Source organism: Lachnoanaerobaculum orale (assembly GCF_003862485.1).
Classification (GTDB): Bacteria; Bacillota; Clostridia; order Lachnospirales; family Lachnospiraceae; genus Lachnoanaerobaculum; species Lachnoanaerobaculum orale.
This window is the reverse complement of sequence record NZ_RRCM01000001.1, coordinates 2,062,075-2,082,040: the sequence shown is the minus strand read 5'-3', so window position 1 is coordinate 2,082,040 and position 19,966 is coordinate 2,062,075. Positions and strand designations below refer to the sequence as shown.

14 protein-coding genes and 2 pseudogenes are annotated in these 19,966 nt (G+C 35.0%); all 16 read left to right on the top strand.

All coding sequences use genetic code 11. The annotated features are described in order from the left end of the window. Nucleotides 1-402: 402 nt before the first annotated feature. The 16 genes and pseudogenes from EHW90_RS13525 to EHW90_RS09920 all read left to right on the top strand — a co-directional run bounded on the left by EHW90_RS13525 (nt 403) and on the right by EHW90_RS09920 (nt 19,923). Nucleotides 403-780 (top strand): DUF6462 family protein, encoded by a 378-nt coding sequence (locus tag EHW90_RS13525; protein WP_243113960.1) that lies wholly within the window; start codon nt 403-405, stop codon nt 778-780. 99 nt (nt 781-879) lie between these two features. Further along, nucleotides 880-1,044 carry a DUF6290 family protein gene (locus EHW90_RS09985; RefSeq protein ID WP_242822712.1) on the top strand — a complete coding sequence of 55 codons (165 nt, stop codon included), beginning with the start codon at nt 880-882 and terminating at the stop codon, nt 1,042-1,044. A 40-nt stretch (nt 1,045-1,084) separates the two neighbouring features. Continuing rightward, nucleotides 1,085-2,317, top strand: a complete 1,233-nt coding sequence (locus EHW90_RS09980) for a site-specific integrase (RefSeq protein ID WP_124952587.1) — start codon at nt 1,085-1,087, stop codon at nt 2,315-2,317. A gap of 171 nt (nt 2,318-2,488) precedes the next feature. Further along, nucleotides 2,489-2,968 (top strand): annotated as a pseudogene (locus EHW90_RS09975) (lysine--tRNA ligase); the annotation flags it as partial. A 225-nt stretch (nt 2,969-3,193) separates the two neighbouring features. Further along, complete coding sequence (locus tag EHW90_RS09970; protein ID WP_124952585.1) at nt 3,194-3,505, top strand: type II toxin-antitoxin system RelB/DinJ family antitoxin; 312 nt, start codon at nt 3,194-3,196, stop codon at nt 3,503-3,505. Next, entirely contained in the window at nt 3,502-5,283 is a 1,782-nt protein-coding gene (locus EHW90_RS13725) for a TOTE conflict system archaeo-eukaryotic primase domain-containing protein (RefSeq protein WP_330507839.1), read from the top strand. The genes EHW90_RS09970 and EHW90_RS13725 overlap by 4 nt, the downstream gene beginning before the upstream one ends. Before the next feature lie 9 nt (nt 5,284-5,292). After that, on the top strand, nt 5,293-6,444 hold the full coding sequence (locus tag EHW90_RS13720; protein WP_330507837.1) for a hypothetical protein: 1,152 nt from the start codon (nt 5,293-5,295) through the stop codon (nt 6,442-6,444). A gap of 236 nt (nt 6,445-6,680) precedes the next feature. After that, nucleotides 6,681-6,977 carry a type II toxin-antitoxin system RelE/ParE family toxin gene (locus EHW90_RS09960; RefSeq protein ID WP_124952584.1) on the top strand — a complete coding sequence of 99 codons (297 nt, stop codon included), beginning with the start codon at nt 6,681-6,683 and terminating at the stop codon, nt 6,975-6,977. A 32-nt stretch (nt 6,978-7,009) separates the two neighbouring features. Next, a complete protein-coding gene (locus tag EHW90_RS09955; RefSeq protein ID WP_124952583.1) occupies nt 7,010-8,062 on the top strand; it encodes a HigA family addiction module antitoxin in 1,053 nt (350 codons plus the stop codon). A gap of 186 nt (nt 8,063-8,248) precedes the next feature. Next, a complete protein-coding gene (locus EHW90_RS09950) occupies nt 8,249-9,589 on the top strand; it encodes an SWIM zinc finger family protein (RefSeq protein ID WP_124952582.1) in 1,341 nt (446 codons plus the stop codon). Nucleotide 9,590: 1 nt separating this feature from the next. Further along, nucleotides 9,591-12,962, top strand: coding sequence for a PRTRC system protein E (locus EHW90_RS09945; protein WP_124952581.1), 3,372 nt, complete (start codon nt 9,591-9,593; stop codon nt 12,960-12,962). Between the two features lie 7 nt (nt 12,963-12,969). Continuing rightward, nucleotides 12,970-14,820, top strand: a pseudogene (gene recQ / locus EHW90_RS13820) (DNA helicase RecQ). Nucleotides 14,821-15,015: 195 nt separating this feature from the next. Beyond that, entirely contained in the window at nt 15,016-15,642 is a 627-nt protein-coding gene (locus EHW90_RS09935) for an alpha/beta hydrolase (RefSeq protein ID WP_124952580.1), read from the top strand. After that, nucleotides 15,635-16,903, top strand: a complete 1,269-nt coding sequence (locus tag EHW90_RS09930; RefSeq protein ID WP_124952579.1) for an AAA family ATPase — start codon at nt 15,635-15,637, stop codon at nt 16,901-16,903. The genes EHW90_RS09935 and EHW90_RS09930 overlap by 8 nt, the downstream gene beginning before the upstream one ends. A 78-nt stretch (nt 16,904-16,981) precedes the next feature. Next, nucleotides 16,982-18,832 (top strand): GmrSD restriction endonuclease domain-containing protein, encoded by a 1,851-nt coding sequence (locus EHW90_RS09925; protein WP_124952578.1) that lies wholly within the window; start codon nt 16,982-16,984, stop codon nt 18,830-18,832. A gap of 92 nt (nt 18,833-18,924) precedes the next feature. Then, nucleotides 18,925-19,923 carry a helix-turn-helix transcriptional regulator gene (locus EHW90_RS09920; protein WP_124952577.1) on the top strand — a complete coding sequence of 333 codons (999 nt, stop codon included), beginning with the start codon at nt 18,925-18,927 and terminating at the stop codon, nt 19,921-19,923. Nucleotides 19,924-19,966 lie beyond the last annotated feature (43 nt).

The window sequence follows — 19,966 nt, the reverse complement described above, 5'->3', positions numbered from 1 at the left end:
CTCATAAAGTCTATAAGAGCTATGTGTTTAGTAGAAATGTTGTCTTTTATAGGCTTTTCGGACTGATAAATAAGTCCAGTGTAAGGGTAGCTACCTTGTTAATATATAGTACTTTGAAAATTGAATATAGTTTTACTTTGCAGAACAATCGGAGCGTTAAGCCAAACAGTAAGTACGCCAAGATGCAACTTGATGTAAATTAGTAAGAAAAGCGAATACTGATATAAGTTGCGGAGCGTCGTATATGTTGCTGAAAATGGGATTGGGGTTCCTATGGCGATGATGCGTTCCTTAGTTAAAGTTACTTCCCAATAGATAGGGGCTGAAGAAGCTGGTGGAATTCCAATGTGATCTTACCCGGGATCACTGCAAAGTAATTTTTATAAAAAGATTTATCAGTTAATGAATACATATTTTATTAATAAAATATGGAAAGTTAAGAAGGAGGTGACTTTATGTATTGATTATCAAGGCAACAATATTTTGGTAGGAGCGATGGCTATGAAAAAAGAGAAAGATGATGATAATCTTGTCAAATGTATTTTCAATAATATGATATTTTATGTGCCAAGTGATGTTTTTTCGATGATTCTTCTCCGTACACAGAGATATTCAACAAAAAAATATGTTCGTTATAAGGAGGGTGCAGAATTGTATAGCATGAGTGAAAGGAAATTTACGGAGCTTGCAAACAGTGCTGATGCTGTTATACATGTGGATAAGATAGCGCTTGTTGAACTTGATAAGGTTGAGAAGTATATAAGGTTTAATAATTCATGATATTCAGTTGAGGGATTTGTAGGGTAAAATACTTGACATATTGAAGGACAAAAAGTATACTGGATGTAGGTTGAGAGGAGGTGGGCTTATTTGGCTAAGATGGGAAGACCAAAGGCTGAAAACCCGAAGTCAAGCAAGATATCAATCCGCTTTACTGATGAAGAGTATGAGCAGTTGAAAAAATGTGCAGCCCAAAACAACCAGACCATAACAGAAGCTATACGCAAAGGTGTCAGACAATTGTTTGAAACTATGCAACAGTAATTTTGCAAAATCTCTTTCCTGAATGGAAAGGAGATGGGTTATGTCAAGAATACGCAAAGATACTAAGGGAAAGGTATTACATAAGGGTGAGGACTACAAGAAAGATAAGAAGCTTTACAGATATTCGTACACAGATTCTCTAGGAAAAAGGAGATGCATTTATGCTAAGAACTTAGAGGAACTTCGGGATAAGGAGAAGCAACTCCAACGAGATCAACTTGACGGACTTGATATTTATGTTCAGGGCAATGCGGACGTAAATTATGCATTTCATCGTTATATTGCCACTAAAACAGAACTTCGCAGCTCAACAAAGACCAATTATTTGTATATCTATGATCGATATGTAAAAGATGGATTCGGCAAGAAGAAGCTTTCAGAGGTCAAATATTCTGATGTGTTGCTGTTTTACAATGCCTTACTTGGTAAGGGGTTATCAATTGGTACAGTGGATTCTGTTAATACAGTATTGCGACCAACTTTTCAGCTGGCAGTTAGGGATAATGTTATCCGTAACAATCCGGCAGATGGAGCTATGGCTGAAGTCAAGAAAAAGTGGGATGGGAACATAGGTATAAGACATGCACTAACGATTGAGGAAGAACGAGCCTTTCTTGAAAGTCTTGAACTCAAGAAAAATCTTAGTTGGAAGCCGCTGTTTATTGTGATGTTTGGTACCGGTTGCCGAATAAGCGAGATTATAGGTCTGCGTTGGGATGATGTTGACTTTGAAAAAGGGATAATTACAATTGATCATGATGTGACATATTATCCCAGATCTGACAAGAACTATAGGTGTGAATACGAGCTTGCCCTTCCAAAGACAGAGGCGGGAATAAGAAAGATTCCGATGCTAAAGAAAGTTAAGGATGCACTTGAACTGGAAAAGCAAAATCAGAGAGAGTATGGTTATCATTGTTTGGTAGAACTTGGAGGGATGAAAAATTTCATTTTCTGTAACAGATTTGGAGGGCTACAAAATCCTGCCAGTGTTAATAAAGTTATTAAACGCATAGTATCAGATCATAACTCAAAGGAGATAGTGGATGCAAAAAGAGAAGGCAGAGAGCCGGTCATAATTCCAAATTTTAGTTGTCACATCACAAGACATACCTTTTGCACAAGGCTTTGTGAAAATGGAACCAATGCCAAAGTGATTCAGTCAGTGATGGGACATAAGGATATCCAGACAACATTGGGTATATATGCAGAAGTATCAGAAAATAAAAAGAAAGATATATTTGAACAGTTAAATAATCAGGATGTTATTTAGGAAGAGTTCTTTGAGAGACTCCCAAGTACCACAAAAACTTGATTAGTACCATATATGTACCACATATTCTCAAATGAATAGTACATGATAATGCATGGTAACGGAAAATAAGCTGATATATTGTTTTTTTACAGTGCACAATAATGCATTATATCGACATAGTAGTTAGCAGTTTTCCCTACGATGAAGAGCCTTGATAAGCCGGCTAATGCAGAAAATGAAGAGACTTCAGATTCAAATACAGGTTTCTTTACACCAAATGAGAAGATTGATTTCTCAAATGTAAAGATAGAGCCACTTTTTGAAGAGAGTGTAGACTTTGAGACATTCTCAAAATCGGACTTCAGAGCGGTAAAGGTAAAGAACTGTGTTGCAGTTCCAAAGAGTAAGAAACTTTTACAGTTCACTCTTGACGACGGAACAGGCAAGGACAGAACAATTCTTTCAGGCATTCATGAGTTCTATGAGCCTGAGGAGCTTGTCGGAAAGACACTTATAGCTATAACAAATCTTCCACCAAGAGCAATGATGGGAATTGAATCATGCGGTATGCTCTTGAGCGCTGTAAATGAGCTCAAAGAGGGCGAGGGAGAAGAGCTTCACCTTATAATGGTAGATAATCATATACCGGCAGGAGCTAAGCTGTACTAAAAATAAATATAAAATTTCTAAAGTTATGATGTCTAAACAAAGGTTTGAGGTTAGAATCAATAACTGATATGCATGGTAACAAGAGCACTTCTTAGAGATAATCTGAGAGGTGCTCTTTTTCGTACTAAAAAATATCCGGCGGTTATCTTATGAAAATGGATTGCGAATAGATTGCATATCGCAATCAAATAAAATATAATGAAGAAAAAAGAGGAGGTAGTATTTATGGCAAGAACAGCAAATGTATTTGCACGTGTAGAGCCTGAAGTAAAAGAACAGGCGGAGCAGGTGCTTGACAGGCTTGGTATCCCGATGTCTAATGCAGTAGGAATGTTTCTGAGACAGATTGTATTACAGAGAGGGATTCCTTTTGAAATGAAACTTCCGGCTTATGAAGAGCCGGTTGCATATGGCTCTCTTACAAAAGAACAGTTTAATACAGAAATAGAGAAAGGCATGGAAGATATTAAGGCCGGCAGAGTATATTCGGCAGATGATGTTGAAGCGGAAATCAAACGGGAATTTGCTAAGAGATGAGTATTGAAGCGGAAAACCTTGACTCACTTCGTAAATTGGTAAGGGAGCTACAAGCAGAGAATACCTTGCTAAAGAAAAAATTAAAGAAAGCGAATATAGCATATTCGGAAAGTTGTATATTTGAGGAAAAGATAGAAGATACATCTGAGTTTGACCCGGATCAAGGCGGAAGAATTATCAGAAAGTATATTACTGAAGAAATGGCAAATAGGTACTTTGCAATGTTCTGGGGAAGAACAGATGTGTATGCCAAGAGAGGGAAAAAGGGTGGATATTTTCCTCAATGTGATAACCGCTGGAATGATAGACTTTGTCCCAAACAGCAAGGGGAGAAAATACATTGTGAAGATTGTAAGAACACAAGCTGGACTAAACTTACTGCTAAAAAAATAGTGGAGCACTTGTTAGGATATAAAGATGACGGTTCGGATGTTATAGGCGTCTATCCATTATTACCGGATGGTACATGCAGGTTTATAGTATTTGACTTTGATAATCATGAAAAGGGTGCAGAAGAAACAGATTTTGCAAATTCGACTAAAGACTGGCATAAAGAGGTGGAAGCTTTGCGTCTTATTTGTGAAAAAAATGGAATCTCTCCGCTGGTAGAACGTTCAAGATCAGGACAGGGAGCACATGTGTGGATATTTTTTAAAAAGCCTATTCCTGTTTCTTTGGCACGCAACTTCGGTTACCTTTTGTTGGATAGAGGTCAATCTTTAATTAATATGAAGTCATTCCAATATTATGACAGAATGTATCCATGTCAGGATAATGCAAACAGTATAGGAAATCTTATTGCTCTGCCATTGCAGGGACAGGCATTAAAAAATGGAAATAGTGCCTTTATTGATAGTAATTGGAATGCCTATCCTGATCAGTGGGATATTTTATTAAACCATACAATGAAGTTGTCTATGGAAGAGATTGTGACTTTTATGAAAAAATGGAAGGCTGAGATCACTGAAGCAACAGGTGTTGTACCGAATGATATGGAATGTAGACCTAAACCCTGGAACAAGAAACAAGTATTTAATAAATCTGATGTTGTAGGTAAAATGCATATTATTCTTGGCGATGGGGTATATGTAGATGCATTGAATCTTATGCCAAGGATACAGAATCAAATAAGAAGCTTGGCGGCATTTGATAATCCTATCTTTTATAAGAATAGGCGTTTAGGATATTCAAATTATTATAATTTTAGTGCTGTTTATATGGGAAAGGATATTGACGGATATATTCGTATTCCAAGGGGGCTTAGAGAACAACTTATAAATAATTGTAAAGAAGCCGGCATTGAGTACGATATTAGTGATCAAAGAGAAATGGGAAGGCCTATAAAAGTTTTTTTTAATGGAGATTTGCGTACAGAGCAGGATTTGGCGGCGGATAGAATGTTACAGCATGATCATGGAGTGCTTAGTGCAACTACTGCATTTGGAAAAACGGTGGTCTGTAGTTATTTGATATCACAAAGAAAAGTCAGTACACTGATTCTCCTTCATAGCAAAGATTTGATTGAACAGTGGGTGGAAGAATTAAATAAGTTTTTAATTATAAAAGAGAAACCACCAATTTATAAAACAAAGACAGGTAAAGAAAAACGAAGGGATAGTGTGATTGGAGTATTAACAGGTAATAAGAACACACTTACAGGAATTGTTGATGTTGCTATGATTGGGTCAATGTATAGTAAGGGAAAATTCAATGATTTTATTAATTCTTATGGACTGGTAATTATGGACGAATGTCACCATTGTGGATCTAATACATAGATAGAAGTAATGGAGAGAGTAAATTCAAGATACGTTTATGGAGTTTCAGCAACACCAAAGCGTGGGGATAATCTTGAAAAAATAGTATATATGTTATTAGGTCCGATAAGGCATAGTTATACTGCAAAAGAACGTGCGAAAGAACAGGGTATTGGATATTATGTATATCCAAGATTTACAAGGGTTATTGATACAAATGAAAACGGGAATGATATTAGTGCTGCTTATACTTTAATAAGTAACAATAAAATAAGAAATGAAATGATCGTAAATGATACAAGGCAGGTAATTGCCGATGGAAGAACTCCGCTTATTCTTACAAGATATAAGGAGCAGGCAAAGAATTTATTTAATATTCTGTCAGGTGTAGCAGATTATGTGTTCTTGCTTTATGGTGATAATAGTGATAGGGAGAACTTTGAAATCAGAAAAAATTTAAAGAAGATTCTAAATGAAAAATCAATTATTTTAATAGCTACCGGGCAGAAGATTGGTGAAGGATTTGATTTTCCGAGATTAGATACATTGATGTTGGCATCACCGGTTTCATTTGATGGAAGATTGGAGCAGTATGTTGGGAGATTACATAGAAATTATGAAGGTAAGAAGTATGTAGTTGTTTATGATTATATAGATGCTCATTTAAAAGTTTTCGAGAAAATGTATTCAAAACGTCTAAGAACTTACAAGCGTTTAGGATATTCTCTAATTTCGAATAGGACATTAGATAAACAAGTTGCAAATGCAATTTATGATTCAGGGAACTATATTGATATCTTCGAACAGGATATTGTCGAGGCAGAAAAGAGAATAATTATTTCAAGTCCACATATTGTACAGGAGAGAATTGATAGAATAATTTATATTACAAAACAGCAGGTGGAAGCAGGATGTAAGATAGTCGTGATAACAACTGATCCTGAAAAAATGAGCTTTGGAAGCATTAATGATTATCATGAAATGATTAATCAGATGAAATCATCAGGAATACAGGTTGTTATTAAAGATGAGGTAGATGAACATTTTGCAGTCATAGATGAAGAACTGGTATGGCATGGTGGTATGAATCTTTTAGGCAAGGAAGATGTATGGGATAATTTGATAAGGATAAAATCTGCTGTTGTAGCGGAGGAGCTGTTGGAATTATCCTTTGGAAATTAGCAGTTTCAAACTAACGGTATCAATTCGTTGTTTTCGAATATTTGTAGATAACGACAATTGTCTAAACTAATAAGATATTTTATAAGTCCGGTGTTGAAAAGCTACTATCAAAAAAGAAAATTGAAAAATGAGAATAGAAAAATATACCTCAGAGGTTAATTTAAAAATTGACAAAGGGCTATATTCATGCTAATATGTATTTACCTCAAAGGTAAATACGTAAGAGAGGTAATGCTTTGAATATTACTTACAAGAATAAGAAAATTGAAAGGGTTTGTACGGATGCCAAAACAGCAGAGAGAACTTATGGCCGAGAGATGGCAGATAAAATACATCAGCGTATAGATGAAATCTGTGCTGTGGACACGGTTGAGATAATGATACAGTTTCATATCGGTAGATGTCATGCACTTAAGCAGAACAGGAAAGGACAATATGCATTGGATTTGGTCCATCCATACAGATTGGTATTCGAGAAAATTGGTAATGAAATTCAAATAGCAAATATTTTGGAAATTGTTGACTATCATTGATGGTCAGTATTTTAAGTCGGGGAGGTAGCACTATGGTGAGAAGTCGCAGTTACATTGCAACGCCACCCGGAGCGACAATTAAAGAGCAGTTAAACGACAGGGGAATGAGCCAGAAAGAGTTTGCTGCCAGAATGGATATGTCTGAAAAACATATCAGTAAGCTCATTAATGGAGATGTACAGCTTACACCTGAAACAGCAATCAGATTAGAGATGGTTTTAGGTGTTCCTGCCAAGTTTTGGAATAATTTGGAGGCAATCTATAGAGAGAAGATTATTAAGGCAGAAGCAGAAAATACAATGGAAGCTGATAAGGAAATGGTTAAAAAATTTCCTTATGGGGAGATGGTAAAATTCGGTTGGATTCCGGATGCCGGAGAATCTAATGAAAAGGTTGTTAATCTTAGGAAATTTTTTGAGGTTGTTGAACTTTCTCTTATTGGAAAGGAGCAGATTACAAGAATTGCATGTAGACGTTTGGCAATTACAGAAAAAAGTGATTTGGCTTTAATGGCATGGGCACAAGAAGCAAGAATTAAGGCACGTAATATTCAAACCGCTTCTATAAATATCAAAGGGTTAACTTCAGTTCTGAATAATATAAGAAATATGACGGTTCTTAACCCAAAGGAATTCTGCCCTAAGATAAAAAAATGTCTTGCAGACTGTGGGATTGCATTAGTGTTTTTGCCACATCTTGAAGGATCTTTTCTACAAGGAGCTTCTTTTATAGATGGGAATAAGATTGTTCTTGGACTTACTGCAAGAGGAAAGGATGCAGACAAGTTTTGGTTCAGTTTATTTCACGAACTTGCACATATTGTTCTTGGACATGTAGGGCAGCCAAACGGTACATCTGAAGATGATGAGAAAGAGGCTGACAGATGGTCAGGTGATATACTGATTGACTCTAAAGATTTTGAAGAATTTAGAAGAAATAGGGATTATTCGGAAAGCCAAGTACTTCAATTTGCAAAGGCTCAGGGAATAGCTCCGGGGATAATAGTTGGAAGGATGCAGTTGGAAGGGATGATTAAGTATAGTATGTTAAATAATTTGAAAGAGAAATATGAAATAGTTATTTAAGTATATTATCAAAAAGTTTAAAGTGACGGAATAATTAGAGATTTGATTTAATCATAGGTGGAAGAATTAATATTACTATATGATTATGGAGTCACAAAATAAAGTAAAAAACTAAATTATATGCTAAAATAAAAGGGCAATCCTATATTGGATCGCCCTTTTAATATACAATTTCAGGGGGATATAATGAGAGAATTTAAAAACGAATCAACCCTTATTAATGGCAATCTGGCATTGTCTATAGCACCTGCACTTACTCCAAACGGTGTAGAGAATGACCCTTTATTTTTCAATGGAGAAATTATATACCCGACAATAGTTTCAGGGGGACTTTTGGTACTTGCAGATATAGTCAGTACAAGATATTTTAAATATGTACCGGTCGCACAAAGAGACCCTATTCTTTCTGCGCAAGGGGATATATTGAGAGCGGAATGCTTTTCAGCCTGCAATGGTGTTTATGCAAGAATGGATCTATTCCAAAGTGCACTGGACGGGGAGATACTTTATGGTACTACAAATGTGGATATAGGCAGTAATCTAAGAAAGTCTCTTTTTAATGTAAAGCAGGGGGACAGATTAAAGTTTCGTATAGGAGATGACGGATGGAAGGCTCTACACAGTAAGAATCTTGATGGTAGTGTGTTGACAGATATACATATACAAAGACCTGTAAAAATGCCTGACAGATGGGTCAGGGCACTTGGTAACTGTGCTATGCTACATCAAAATATGGAATATAAATTCCATATTGAAGGAATGCAGGCAAAATCATTTATTGCAATGCTGCCGGCGGCCACAGGTAAGGAGAGATCGGGATGGCTGACACCTACAAAGACAGGTGTAATGTTAAAGCCGAAAGAAGAGAAAAACAGTGTATATATCAGCGGACTGCATAGACTCAGTGCACTTAAGAGGATAATGAGTAATGTAAATGCTGTTTATTTTTATGCACCGAATGATAGTGAGCCGGGGCAGATGATGATTGAAGTATGTATGACCGGAGCAAATATTACCCTCAGTTTGACAGCAAAAAGTTATGAAGGGTATTCAGGCGAGGGAGCATTACTTGATTCGCTTTCAACTCCTAAAATACTTGAATGTGCGGATAAAATTGATGATATATTAAACTTTGAATCAAGACTTGATATTGATAAAATATCAAAATCAATCGGAATAGTAAAAAATGATATGAATGATGCAATAGAGCTGCTTGCCGTTTCAGGGAAGCTTGGGTTTGATGTCAGAGATAGAGCATTTTTCCATAGGGAATTGCCGGATGATCCGGATAGAGTTTTAAAGGATAATCCAAGGCTTGTGGGTGCAAAGAAGCTGGTTGAAGATACTGAATATATTGATGATAATATATGGCATGTAAAATCAGGGGATACAACTTACAGAGTTATTTATCCGTCAGATGAGAACCTTGAGAATGCAAAATGCACTTGTACATGGTATCTGAAACATCAAAACGGTAGAGGCCCATGTAAACATATCTTGGCAGTAAAACTAAAAAAAGGAGTATAGTATGGCAAGCAAACTGGAAAAAGCGGCAGAAATATATCGTTCTCTCGGATATGAAGAGACAGATTTTGGTGATATTTTAAATCTTGGAATAGGAAGCAAGGAAGAGCAAAAAGAGGCAAGAGAAGGATTAAAATCCGGAGACTGGACAGAGATAAAACAATTATCAAGTAACACATATGGATTTGTTTCTGTGGTGGATGTAGATCTTGAAAAGCTTGCAATCTTTGCTATAAGAGTGGGAGTGGATGCCAAGCGAGCTGCAAATATTCTTAGAAGAAGTAGCGAAGTCGCTCTAAAGGCTATTGAGGAGAGAGGTGAGACTTTTGCAATGAACTTTATACAAGTCGCCTGTGCATCAAACAGGAGAATATGGGAGCATTCATTGTCAGTGCTTGGAATGTTGGCATTAAAACTTGTGCATGAAATGAATCTTGAAATTCCGGAGTCTGTGGAGTATATGAAGGACTGGGCGGCTGTAGCGGCAATTCTTCTGACATCAAAAAGAAAAGACTACAATTTTGATGAGAGATTTGTAATTGAAAAGGAAGAGATTTTAAGAAGATTCAAAGAGCATATAGAAGCCGGAGTGGCTTTAAATGTGCCTGCAACCGGACCTTTCTCTGATATACTTATGTGGGGTGTACAAAATAATCTTATTGAGAAAGATACTGCTATGGAGCAGGTATTTTACGGACTTAGCATTGCACAAAGGCCGGGAGACAGAAAAGAATATGTAAATGTATTGGAACAAATCGGAATTACAGATGAAGAGATAAAATCAAGAGTAGAAACAATTATTCCACTGCTTGGACTCGGAGAAACGGCTTTGATGGAGAGATTTGCTCCTGTACTTATAGAGAGTGCTACTGAAGATTGGTTATATACAATACTTATCTCCTGCAGTTCGGCAAAGGTGAAAAAAATAAAGAAACTGATTTTAAAGTCTGTTTTAAAAAGGGAAAAGCCTAAGTCGGTAAAAGAGTATGAAGAATGGCTTCTACTTTATAAGCAGGATGAGGATAAAAGTATAGCAAAGCTTGCGGGAAGTATTGAAAAGGCTTGGGGACTGGAGATAGAAGATGAAGATGTAAAAGAAGAATTGCAAGGGCTTTGGAGAGAAACACCTAAACTTTGGGAGGTGCCAAGGTTTGAACTTGGTGAGATATCATCTGAAAGATTAACAGATTTGGTCTCAGATATTTCTAAAAGAAAGGACTATATTGCAGATCTTTTTTTTGAGAGATTTATTGCAATGGCAAATTATATTGCTTATACAAATTCGGATGAAGCTAAAATGAGTCTTGCAGGTATTCCAAACGGTGATGCCGGAGGTTTAAGAACACTTGGAAGATGGGCTAAGAACCTTGAAATGAATATGATAAAGGATACAAAAGAAAATGTGTGGAATGGTGAACAAGAAGTCTTAAAAATCAGATACCATGATCTTATGTACATGCGAAGAGAGCTATTGTTTAATTCTATGGGCAAATGGCCTTGTTTACTGAGTACACCAAGTTACGTCGATCTAAGTATCAGTTTAAATGATTTAGTGGAACGCTTATCAATATATGAAGATAAGAATTTATCATATGTTTCAGAGCCGGATCTACAGCTTGCAATTACAAGATTGGAGATAGAACATCCGGCAGATATAGATATAAAAAAATACGTAGAAAAATTAAAGAAGATAGACTTGAAAATAGAACTTCCTTCAGGAGAAGTGTTAAAGGATGAATCAGGTGAGGAGATTTCAGTCGGTAATCTGATTGCAGGGTATTTAAAAGATTCATATATCGAACCGGAATTGAAAACGGGAGAAATTGCATATTGGAATATTAAGGTTAATATACCTGAAAGTCTTAGAGTATTACCGAATAGACTTTCACATAATTATATAAATATGTTTTCTGTTTTTCCAAACTGGGGTGATTATTCTCTTACAGCTATACATAGAGATATTGAAGTTTACCATGGCCAGGGAATTGTTTTAAGGCAGATAGCAAGAAGAAGAAAGCCGGTTACAAAAGGTGCAATGATGAATTGGATCGCCATACAAGGTAATTTAAACGTCGAAAATGCAGAGGATATTATAGAGGCCAGTAAAAAAGCATGGGATAGAGGACTTTTGACACCCGGAATAGCTGATATCTCAGAGATTGATTGGAGCGGCGGTACACCGTCAAACTTGGCAAGTCTGGCTTTTGCAATGGAAAATATGGCAAAAGACGGTATGCTGAGTTTGGTATGGATGGCTGCCTGTGATGTGGTGGAGGTATCGCTTAAAGCACCTAGAATGCTTACAGGAACAGCTGAGATTGTAAAATTTCTAAGAGATTATCTTGATGAAGTTATTTTTGCGGTAGAAAATAAGCTTGCCCCACAAAATGCATTGGAAATGAAGGCTGTAAAGAATCTCGCCACAAAATACGGATCTTCAAAAGCTGTAGAATATGCTAAGGAAATAGTGAATAAGCTAAATTCCCTTGGTATGGATATAAAAGAAGAAAAGTATGAAGAAGTACAGAATGAAAATACACCAAATGATTTTGATGAAGTATGGGTGGCATTACCTGAGGCAAAAAAGCTTATCTATGATAATGTTGAGTTTAATATAAATGTATTTGAAGTAAGGAAAGGCGAAAAAGCTTTTAGCTTCGATTTGAAATTACCGGATATACCTGATAGGCTGTTTCAGGTATATATTTATGGATGGTTTTACGGAATTCAAAAAGAGGCTCAGATGTCGGGAGCTGTGGCCGACAACAACGGAAAAATCATAGATGAGAAAGAAAAGAGCGTATGGCTTCATTACGACCCTGAAAAGAAAAAGGTTGTAGTAAGTAAATATAGAAACTGGAGAGGTGAAAAAGAAGGACCTCTTGAGGGTGACTCAACACCTTACTCAAAGATATTTTTGACTATTGCAGTGAGTACTCTGGCACAGGATGGGGAGAGTATTTATGGCGCAAAAAGTCTTTTCAGACAACTGGTGGACTCAGGAGATTTATCCTTAGAGAATTTAAGAGAAATCATCAGAGAACTTTTATTACATGAGGATATAAGCCCTGCAAAACTGGTAAGAATAGTTGAGAAAGAAAATAAGCTTTTAAGTATATGCTATGTGATGCTCATAGAATGTATAAAGTATGCGGGAAAGATGGCTGCAGAGAATAAAAAGCCACCGGTATGGGCAAACAGAGTTTTGGACATTTGTATTTACTATGCAGATTATTTAAGAGAAGCGGTAAATAGAGGATATATTTCAGGAGAAGATGCCAAATGGCAGGGACTTTTAGAAATTGCAAACAGCAATGCAAAGTCTGCTGCAGTTAATAAGGCAAAGAGTTTGGCAAAAATACTGGAGTTAGGATGAGTAAGAAATGATAATATCTGATAGTGGAATATATAAAACTCCAAAAGAAGCGTTGAAGGCAGTATTTGGCTATGATTCATTTAGGCCGGGTCAGGAAGCAGTTATAAATGCTATTTTAGAGGGCAGGGATATTCTTGCGGTAATGCCTACAGGTGCGGGAAAGTCACTTTGCTACCAGGTTCCGGCTATGCTGCTTTCAGGTATCACATTGGTTATATCACCGCTTATTTCTCTTATGCAGGATCAGGTAAAGGCCTTAAATGAAGCCGGTGTGGATGCCGCATTTATAAACAGCTCGTTATCTGAAAAGGAGTTGAACGATACCTTCAAAAATGCGTACAAAGGTCATTATAAAATTATATATGTGGCACCTGAGAGACTTATGAGTGAAGGCTTTATTAGTTTTGCCAAAAGTGTTGAAATTTCAATGGTAACTGTAGATGAGGCGCATTGTATCTCACAGTGGGGGCAAGATTTCAGGCCAAGTTATATGGATATAGCAGAGTTTATAAATATATTGGACAAACGCCCAATTATAAGTGCTTTTACAGCAACTGCCACTCAGAATGTTAGAGAGGACATTATCTGCTCATTGGGACTTAATAATCCATATTTTCTTGTAACAGGCTTTGACAGAGAAAATTTATTCTTTCAGGTAGATAAGCCACAGAATAAGGAACGGTTTATACTTGATTTTATAGAAAGACATAGAGGTGAAAGCGGTATTATATACTGTGCCACAAGAAAAAATGTTGACAGCCTGTATACTCTTTTAAGAAAGCAACATATTTCGGTTGGCAAATATCATGCAGGAATGAGTAATGAAGAGAGAAAGCAAATGCAGAATGATTTTGTATTTGACTATACAAGTATCGTAATAGCAACAAACGCTTTCGGAATGGGAATTGATAAATCAAATGTCAGATTTGTCATTCACTACAATATGCCCTCAAGTATGGAAAACTATTATCAGGAAGCGGGAAGAGCCGGTAGAGACGGTTTGAATTCTGAATGTATATTACTTTTTTCACCTCAGGATATTATAATTAACAGATTTTTACTGGAACATAAGGATTTTAGTGATATTGATCCGATAGATGCAATGACAATCAGAGAGAGGGATATTAAAAGACTTTAGATAATGGAGGGATATTGCTATACTACGGAATGTCTGCGTAATTATATTTTAAAATACTTTGGTGAAGATCCTAAAAAGCCATGTGATGATTGCGGTAATTGTCTACGCCAATTTGAAACTCTTGACATGACAGATGAGGCTAAAAAGATAATAAATTGCATATATGAGTCTTGTGGAAGATATGGTAAGAATATAATAATGGATACGGTTCTTGGAGCAAAGACTGCAAGGCTTACGGAAATAGGAGCAACTGAATATAAATCCTATGGAGTTTTGGAATCATCAAATAAAAATCTGCTAAGACGACTTATAGAAGAACTTTTACTGGAAGGATATATTGCTACGGGTGAATATCAGGTTTTAAAACTTGGAGATATAAGTAGACTTAAAAATACTGAGACTAAAGTGTTGGTCAAGATTACGGATGAAGATAAGATGTCCAAGAGAAAGGAAAAACCTAAGAAGAATAAAAAAGGCATGGATTCACTAACGTCTGCAGGCTTCAAGCTCTTTGATAAGTTAAAAGAGCTTAGACTTGAAATTGCAAGAGCTGAAAAGATACCTCCATATATCGTTTTTAATGATAAGACATTGATAGATATGTGTGCAAAGATGCCTACTACAAAATCCGATATGCTAAATGTTTCCGGTGTTGGAGAAAATAAATACGGCAAATACGGTGAGAGATTTATTGCTGTAATAAAGGAATATGTGAAGTAAATATAAATAAAAGGATAAAGGTTTCTTCCGATTGATCGGAGGGAGCCTTTTTTTGTGTGTAGGTATTAACAAAGAATATCGCATTGCAACATAATTTCAATGTGCAAAATATTGTACATTATTTATGCTATTTTAAATATGCAAAATAAATTGGATGAAGGGATTTCAGTCATAAATAAAGAGGGAGGATAATTGTTGAAGAAATATGACATAGTAATCGGAAAACAGTTTGGAATTATAAATGGTGAGAAAAATATTATTTTTATTAAAACCGGTAGAGGAGGAACTATAGAAGGTTTTAAAAATAAATATTTGAATATATGCGATTTTTTATTTAAAAAATATGGTTATACATTTGTGGTTTCCGCCAATCCTAAAGATTCGGTATGTGATTTGGAGGAAGAAATAAAATGTATTAGTAAGTATATAGGGGATTATAAAGAAATATATTTTGTCGGAATTTCAAACGGAGCTTCGATAGGTGCAGCTCAGTGCAGAAAAATTGAAAAAATAAAGAATGCTGTTTTAATAAATGCTCCATTGATGATCAATTTTCATAAAATAAAAGAAGGTGCACAAAAGTTTAGAGGAAATAATATGTACTTTTTGTATGGTGAAGACGATCCGTCATGTCGCTATATTGAAATCTTAGACAGCATAAAAAATACTGTCTGTAAATATAAAATAATTAAAGGTGAAGGACATGATTTTTCAACAGAATCTTTGATATCCGAATTAAATTATTTTTTTGACGGGTTGAAGGCGGAAAATAAAGGTAATAGAAAAAATCAGGTTATATTAGAGGGAGAAGAAAATGAGTGAATTTGATAAAATTATAGGATATGCCGATATTAAGGCGGAACTGATACGTTTTTGTGATGTACTAAAAAACTTTAAAGATTATAAGAGGCTTGGTGTAGAAATACCGAGGGGAATGCTTTTGCATGGTGAGCCGGGTATAGGAAAGACTATGTTAGCTAAGAGCTTTATAAAAGAAAGCAAAATAAAATCATTTACAATAAGGAAGGATAAACACAGTAGAGAGTTTATTAATAATATCAGAGATATATTTGATAAAGCAAAAGAAGAAGAATTTGCCATAGTATTTCTTGATGATATTGATAAGTTTGCAAATGAGGATGAGTATCACAAAGATGCTGAGGAATATGTAGTTGTACAGTCCTGTATAGATGATTGCAAGGATTCAAATGTCTTTGTTTTGGCTACAGCAAACAATATATATTGTTTACCAAATTCACTTATGAGAGCGGGACGTTTTGATAAGGTTATAAGGATGACATGTCCCGGTGGAGATGATGCCAAGAAGATAATAAAGCATTTTTTAAGTAAAAAACGAGTATTTGGAGATATAGATATAGATGATATATCAAGCTTTATGGAAGGACACTCATGTGCAGAATTGGAAATGGTAATAAATGAAGCCGGAATTTATGCGGTATTTGACAAAAGAACAAAGATTGAGCAAAGAGATATTATAAAAGCGTGTATGCGTTTGATATTTGATGCACCTGAGTCGGTAGAATATATTGACAGTAATATTTTAAAAAAGGTTGCCATACATGAGTCAGGACATGCTGTTATTTCTGAAATATTGGAGCCGGGATCTGTAAATCTTATTTCGATCTGCGGTTACTCAAATAATTCAGGTGGGATAACCTCTGTAAGAAAACCTGAGGATTATAATTTTAATGTAGTTGCACAAGAGAATGAAGTCATCAGAAGCCTAGGAGGTAAGGCTGCGACTGAAATAATTTATGGAACATTTGATCTTGGCTGTGAGGAAGATTTGCATAAAGCATTTGGCTTGGCTACAACATTTGTTGACAATTACTGTGCATATGGATTTGATGCTTTTGAAAGAGGTAAGTCATCCCAATATTTATTGGAAAGTAAGGACAGAAAAGTTGACAAAGAGATGGATAGATATTATAGAAAGTCAAAGCAGATTATTGCTGAAAACAGAGGATTTTTTGATGCCATGGTTCAAGAACTTTTGAAAGAGAAAACACTTACTAAAAAGCAAATTAGAAGTATTCGAGAAAGTGTAGTTATTAGAGATTGAAAAAAGGTTGTAATGATGTAGAATAAAAATAATTATACATTATAAACTTAATGGAACAAGTTATTATGGGGAGGATTTATGGGATTTCCGATTGATTCTAAAGTGCTTGGACTTAGAGATATAATAAAGGAAAGGTATAGAATACCTATTTATCAGCGTCCATATGAATGGGCAGAAAAAAATATAAATGATTTTTTGAATACTATTTTTGAAGCATTCAGTATGAAAAGTGAAGTGAATGCCGGAAAATATGAAAAGTCCGTGTTTTTTGGGACAATACAGTTTAACAAAGAAACTAAAGATGCCAATATACTTGATATTGTTGATGGTCAACAAAGACTTACAACATTTTTACTTTTGTTGGATGTACTTCAAAAAGAGATAATCAAAAACGATCCGGGAGAAAAGAACAATGATTATAGCAATACTATAGATTCTGAAGAACTCAAAAAAGTACTGAGTGAGACTCAAATAAAAAAAGTTTCCTCTAAATATTCTAAAAATAAGGAACAGTTAAGGAAGGCTACTTCTGAGTATTACGAACAAGAGTTTAAAGATAAAACGAATTTTTATTCAGAACTTAAAGATTTTGTATTGGATAATATATACTTTGTAATACTGACTACCGAAGAAATGGATCTACCGGAAGTGGTGTCAGTCTTTAATACTATAAATACTACAGGTCTTGATTTGAATGCAACAGATATTTTTAAATTAAGATATTATAATTATCTTAGAAAAATCGATGATACAGACAACTGGATGAAAGAAATTGCCAATTGTTATAAATTGATAGATGATAGCAATAATGCACTGGGCGTAGGCGGAAGAAAAGACCAGACAGAATTTAATATGTCGTGGGTTTTAGATATCTATAAACATATAATTTGTGCAGAATTTGGCTGGGGATTTTCTGAGGTATCCAAAAGCAATGAAAAGTTCTTTGATGAACTTTTTAAAGGGGATAAACTTATAGAGCAAAGTGACCTAAGAGTATTGGAATTTTCTTCCTTCAAGCATATAGTGGAAGAATTTATAAAATATTGGCGTTGGATCGAAGATGTAAGGTATAATGGCGAATATCCTGAAATTGCAAAAGAAATCTTTTCGATTTATATGGTTGAAAAAACAAGATATAAAAGGTATTGGACTATACCATTTGTGGTTGCATACTTTAAAGCTAAAGGAAAGGGCTGGAGCGATTACTATATAGATTCACTGAGAGTAAATATGTATATGTTTAGATTCTTTTTAATCTATACCGTTGTAAATGACAGAGTGATAAATTCTGTTCAAAATAAGGTTTGTGAGGAATGCTTTAAGTGGTTTAAGAAAGATAGCACTAATAAGATTATAGAAAACATTAAAGATATGCTGTGGTCACCGGTGCGCAGTAAGGACCATGAACCTAAAGAAGATTTTTATACAACTATTAAATCAGGATTATTTTACAATGCAAGTAGAGTCAGGCTTGTTTGCACACTGTCTGGATTACTTGATGAAGTAGCTAATTTGGGGGAATCATTTATTTGCCAAGGAAATGAAATAGTAATAAGTGAGCAAGAAATTTATGAAAAGTTTTTCCACTATGCAATCTACGAAAAGAATAAAAACCCTTATGATATAGAGCATATTAAGGCAAAAGAAAATTTCAAGGATGATAAAGACTATATTGATGAGTTTAACGGAATAGGAAATCTGATTGTACTTGACAGTCATATAAATAAGAGTATTCAGGATAATACTGTAAGTGAAAAAATTACTGAATACAAAAATTCACAATATGCAGCAGTTAGAATAGAATTTATGAAAGAATATGAAAGTTGTAGAGATTGGGATATAGAAGCTGTAAGAAAAAGGGCGGACAAAGAAATTGAAAAGATAAAGATTTTTATGAATGAACCATTAAGAACAATACCTGTATTATGATACAGGCAAATATATTGAAATATTAGAATATAATAATAAAATACCGGTATCTGTTACAGTAGTATATTTGACATTGGAACGGGGGTGCATAGATGTATGGTATAGGAAATAAAAAGATGTTGAATATGTTCATAATGGAGATACTTCGCAATTATACCGATGAAAATCATTCTTTGACACAACAAGAGATTATAAAGCTTTTGGAAAAGGATTATGGAACGGTATGTGACAGACGCTCTGTAAAGAATAATGTCTTGTTATTAAAAGAATTCGGTGAGAGCCATGGATTTGAAATATCAATGGAAGACGGATATAGGCTGATTTCCAGAGAGTTTGATGATACTGAACTTAGAATACTTATAGACAGTGTTTTATTTTCAAAAGCTTTTTCTTCAAATCAGGCCAAGGAACTTATTAAAAAGATCAGAGGGCTTTCAAGTAAATACTTTAATGCAAAAGTATCAAATATATGTAATATACCTGAACTTAACAAGAATATAAACAGACAAAACATCTACTCTATAGATAAGATAAATGATGCTATCTCAGAGGGACATAAGATTAGTTTTATATATAATGATATAGGAACCGATTTTAAGCTTCATCCAAGGAGAGAAGAGCATTATATTGTAAATCCGTACAGGATAGTTGCAAATAATGGGAAATTTTATCTGATAGGAAATTATGACAAGTATGATAATGTAGTACATTTTCGTATAGACAGAATGACTGAGGTGCATGAACTGGAAGACAGAGTTAAGCCGATGAAAGATGTGCCTGAGCTTAAATCCGGGATAAATCTTCCAAAGCATATGGCAGAACATATTTATATGTTTAGTGGAAAAAGCACTGCTGTTAAGCTCCTGACAACAAAAGATATGATGTCTGATTTGGTAGATTGGTTTGGGACGGACTTTAGTATTATTAAAAAAGATGAAGATCGGATTATAGTAAGAGTAAACTGCAATGAAAGGGCAATGAAGTATTGGGCACTTCAATACGGTCCTTATGTAGAGGTGCTGGAACCTGAAAGTCTAAGGAATCAAATTAAGGAAAGTATTGCCGATATGTTAAAGAAATACTCGGATTGATAAGGGTAGTTTACGTAAGGCATAAGATAGAAAAGAGAGTGAA

Bases quoted from the DNA above. Each gene is read 5' to 3' on its own strand.
- EHW90_RS13525 (WP_243113960.1), top strand. From the start codon at position 403: ATGAATACATATTTTATTAATAAAATATGGAAAGTTAAGAAGGAGGTG.
- EHW90_RS09985 (WP_242822712.1), top strand. From the start codon at position 880: ATGGGAAGACCAAAGGCTGAAAACCCGAAGTCAAGCAAGATATCAATC.
- EHW90_RS09980 (WP_124952587.1), top strand. From the start codon at position 1,085: ATGTCAAGAATACGCAAAGATACTAAGGGAAAGGTATTACATAAGGGT.
- EHW90_RS09970 (WP_124952585.1), top strand. From the start codon at position 3,194: ATGGCAAGAACAGCAAATGTATTTGCACGTGTAGAGCCTGAAGTAAAA.
- EHW90_RS13725 (WP_330507839.1), top strand. From the start codon at position 3,502: ATGAGTATTGAAGCGGAAAACCTTGACTCACTTCGTAAATTGGTAAGG.
- EHW90_RS13720 (WP_330507837.1), top strand. From the start codon at position 5,293: ATGGAGAGAGTAAATTCAAGATACGTTTATGGAGTTTCAGCAACACCA.
- EHW90_RS09955 (WP_124952583.1), top strand. From the start codon at position 7,010: ATGGTGAGAAGTCGCAGTTACATTGCAACGCCACCCGGAGCGACAATT.
- EHW90_RS09950 (WP_124952582.1), top strand. From the start codon at position 8,249: ATGAGAGAATTTAAAAACGAATCAACCCTTATTAATGGCAATCTGGCA.
- EHW90_RS09945 (WP_124952581.1), top strand. From the start codon at position 9,591: ATGGCAAGCAAACTGGAAAAAGCGGCAGAAATATATCGTTCTCTCGGA.
- EHW90_RS09930 (WP_124952579.1), top strand. From the start codon at position 15,635: ATGAGTGAATTTGATAAAATTATAGGATATGCCGATATTAAGGCGGAA.
- EHW90_RS09925 (WP_124952578.1), top strand. From the start codon at position 16,982: ATGGGATTTCCGATTGATTCTAAAGTGCTTGGACTTAGAGATATAATA.
- EHW90_RS09920 (WP_124952577.1), top strand. From the start codon at position 18,925: ATGTATGGTATAGGAAATAAAAAGATGTTGAATATGTTCATAATGGAG.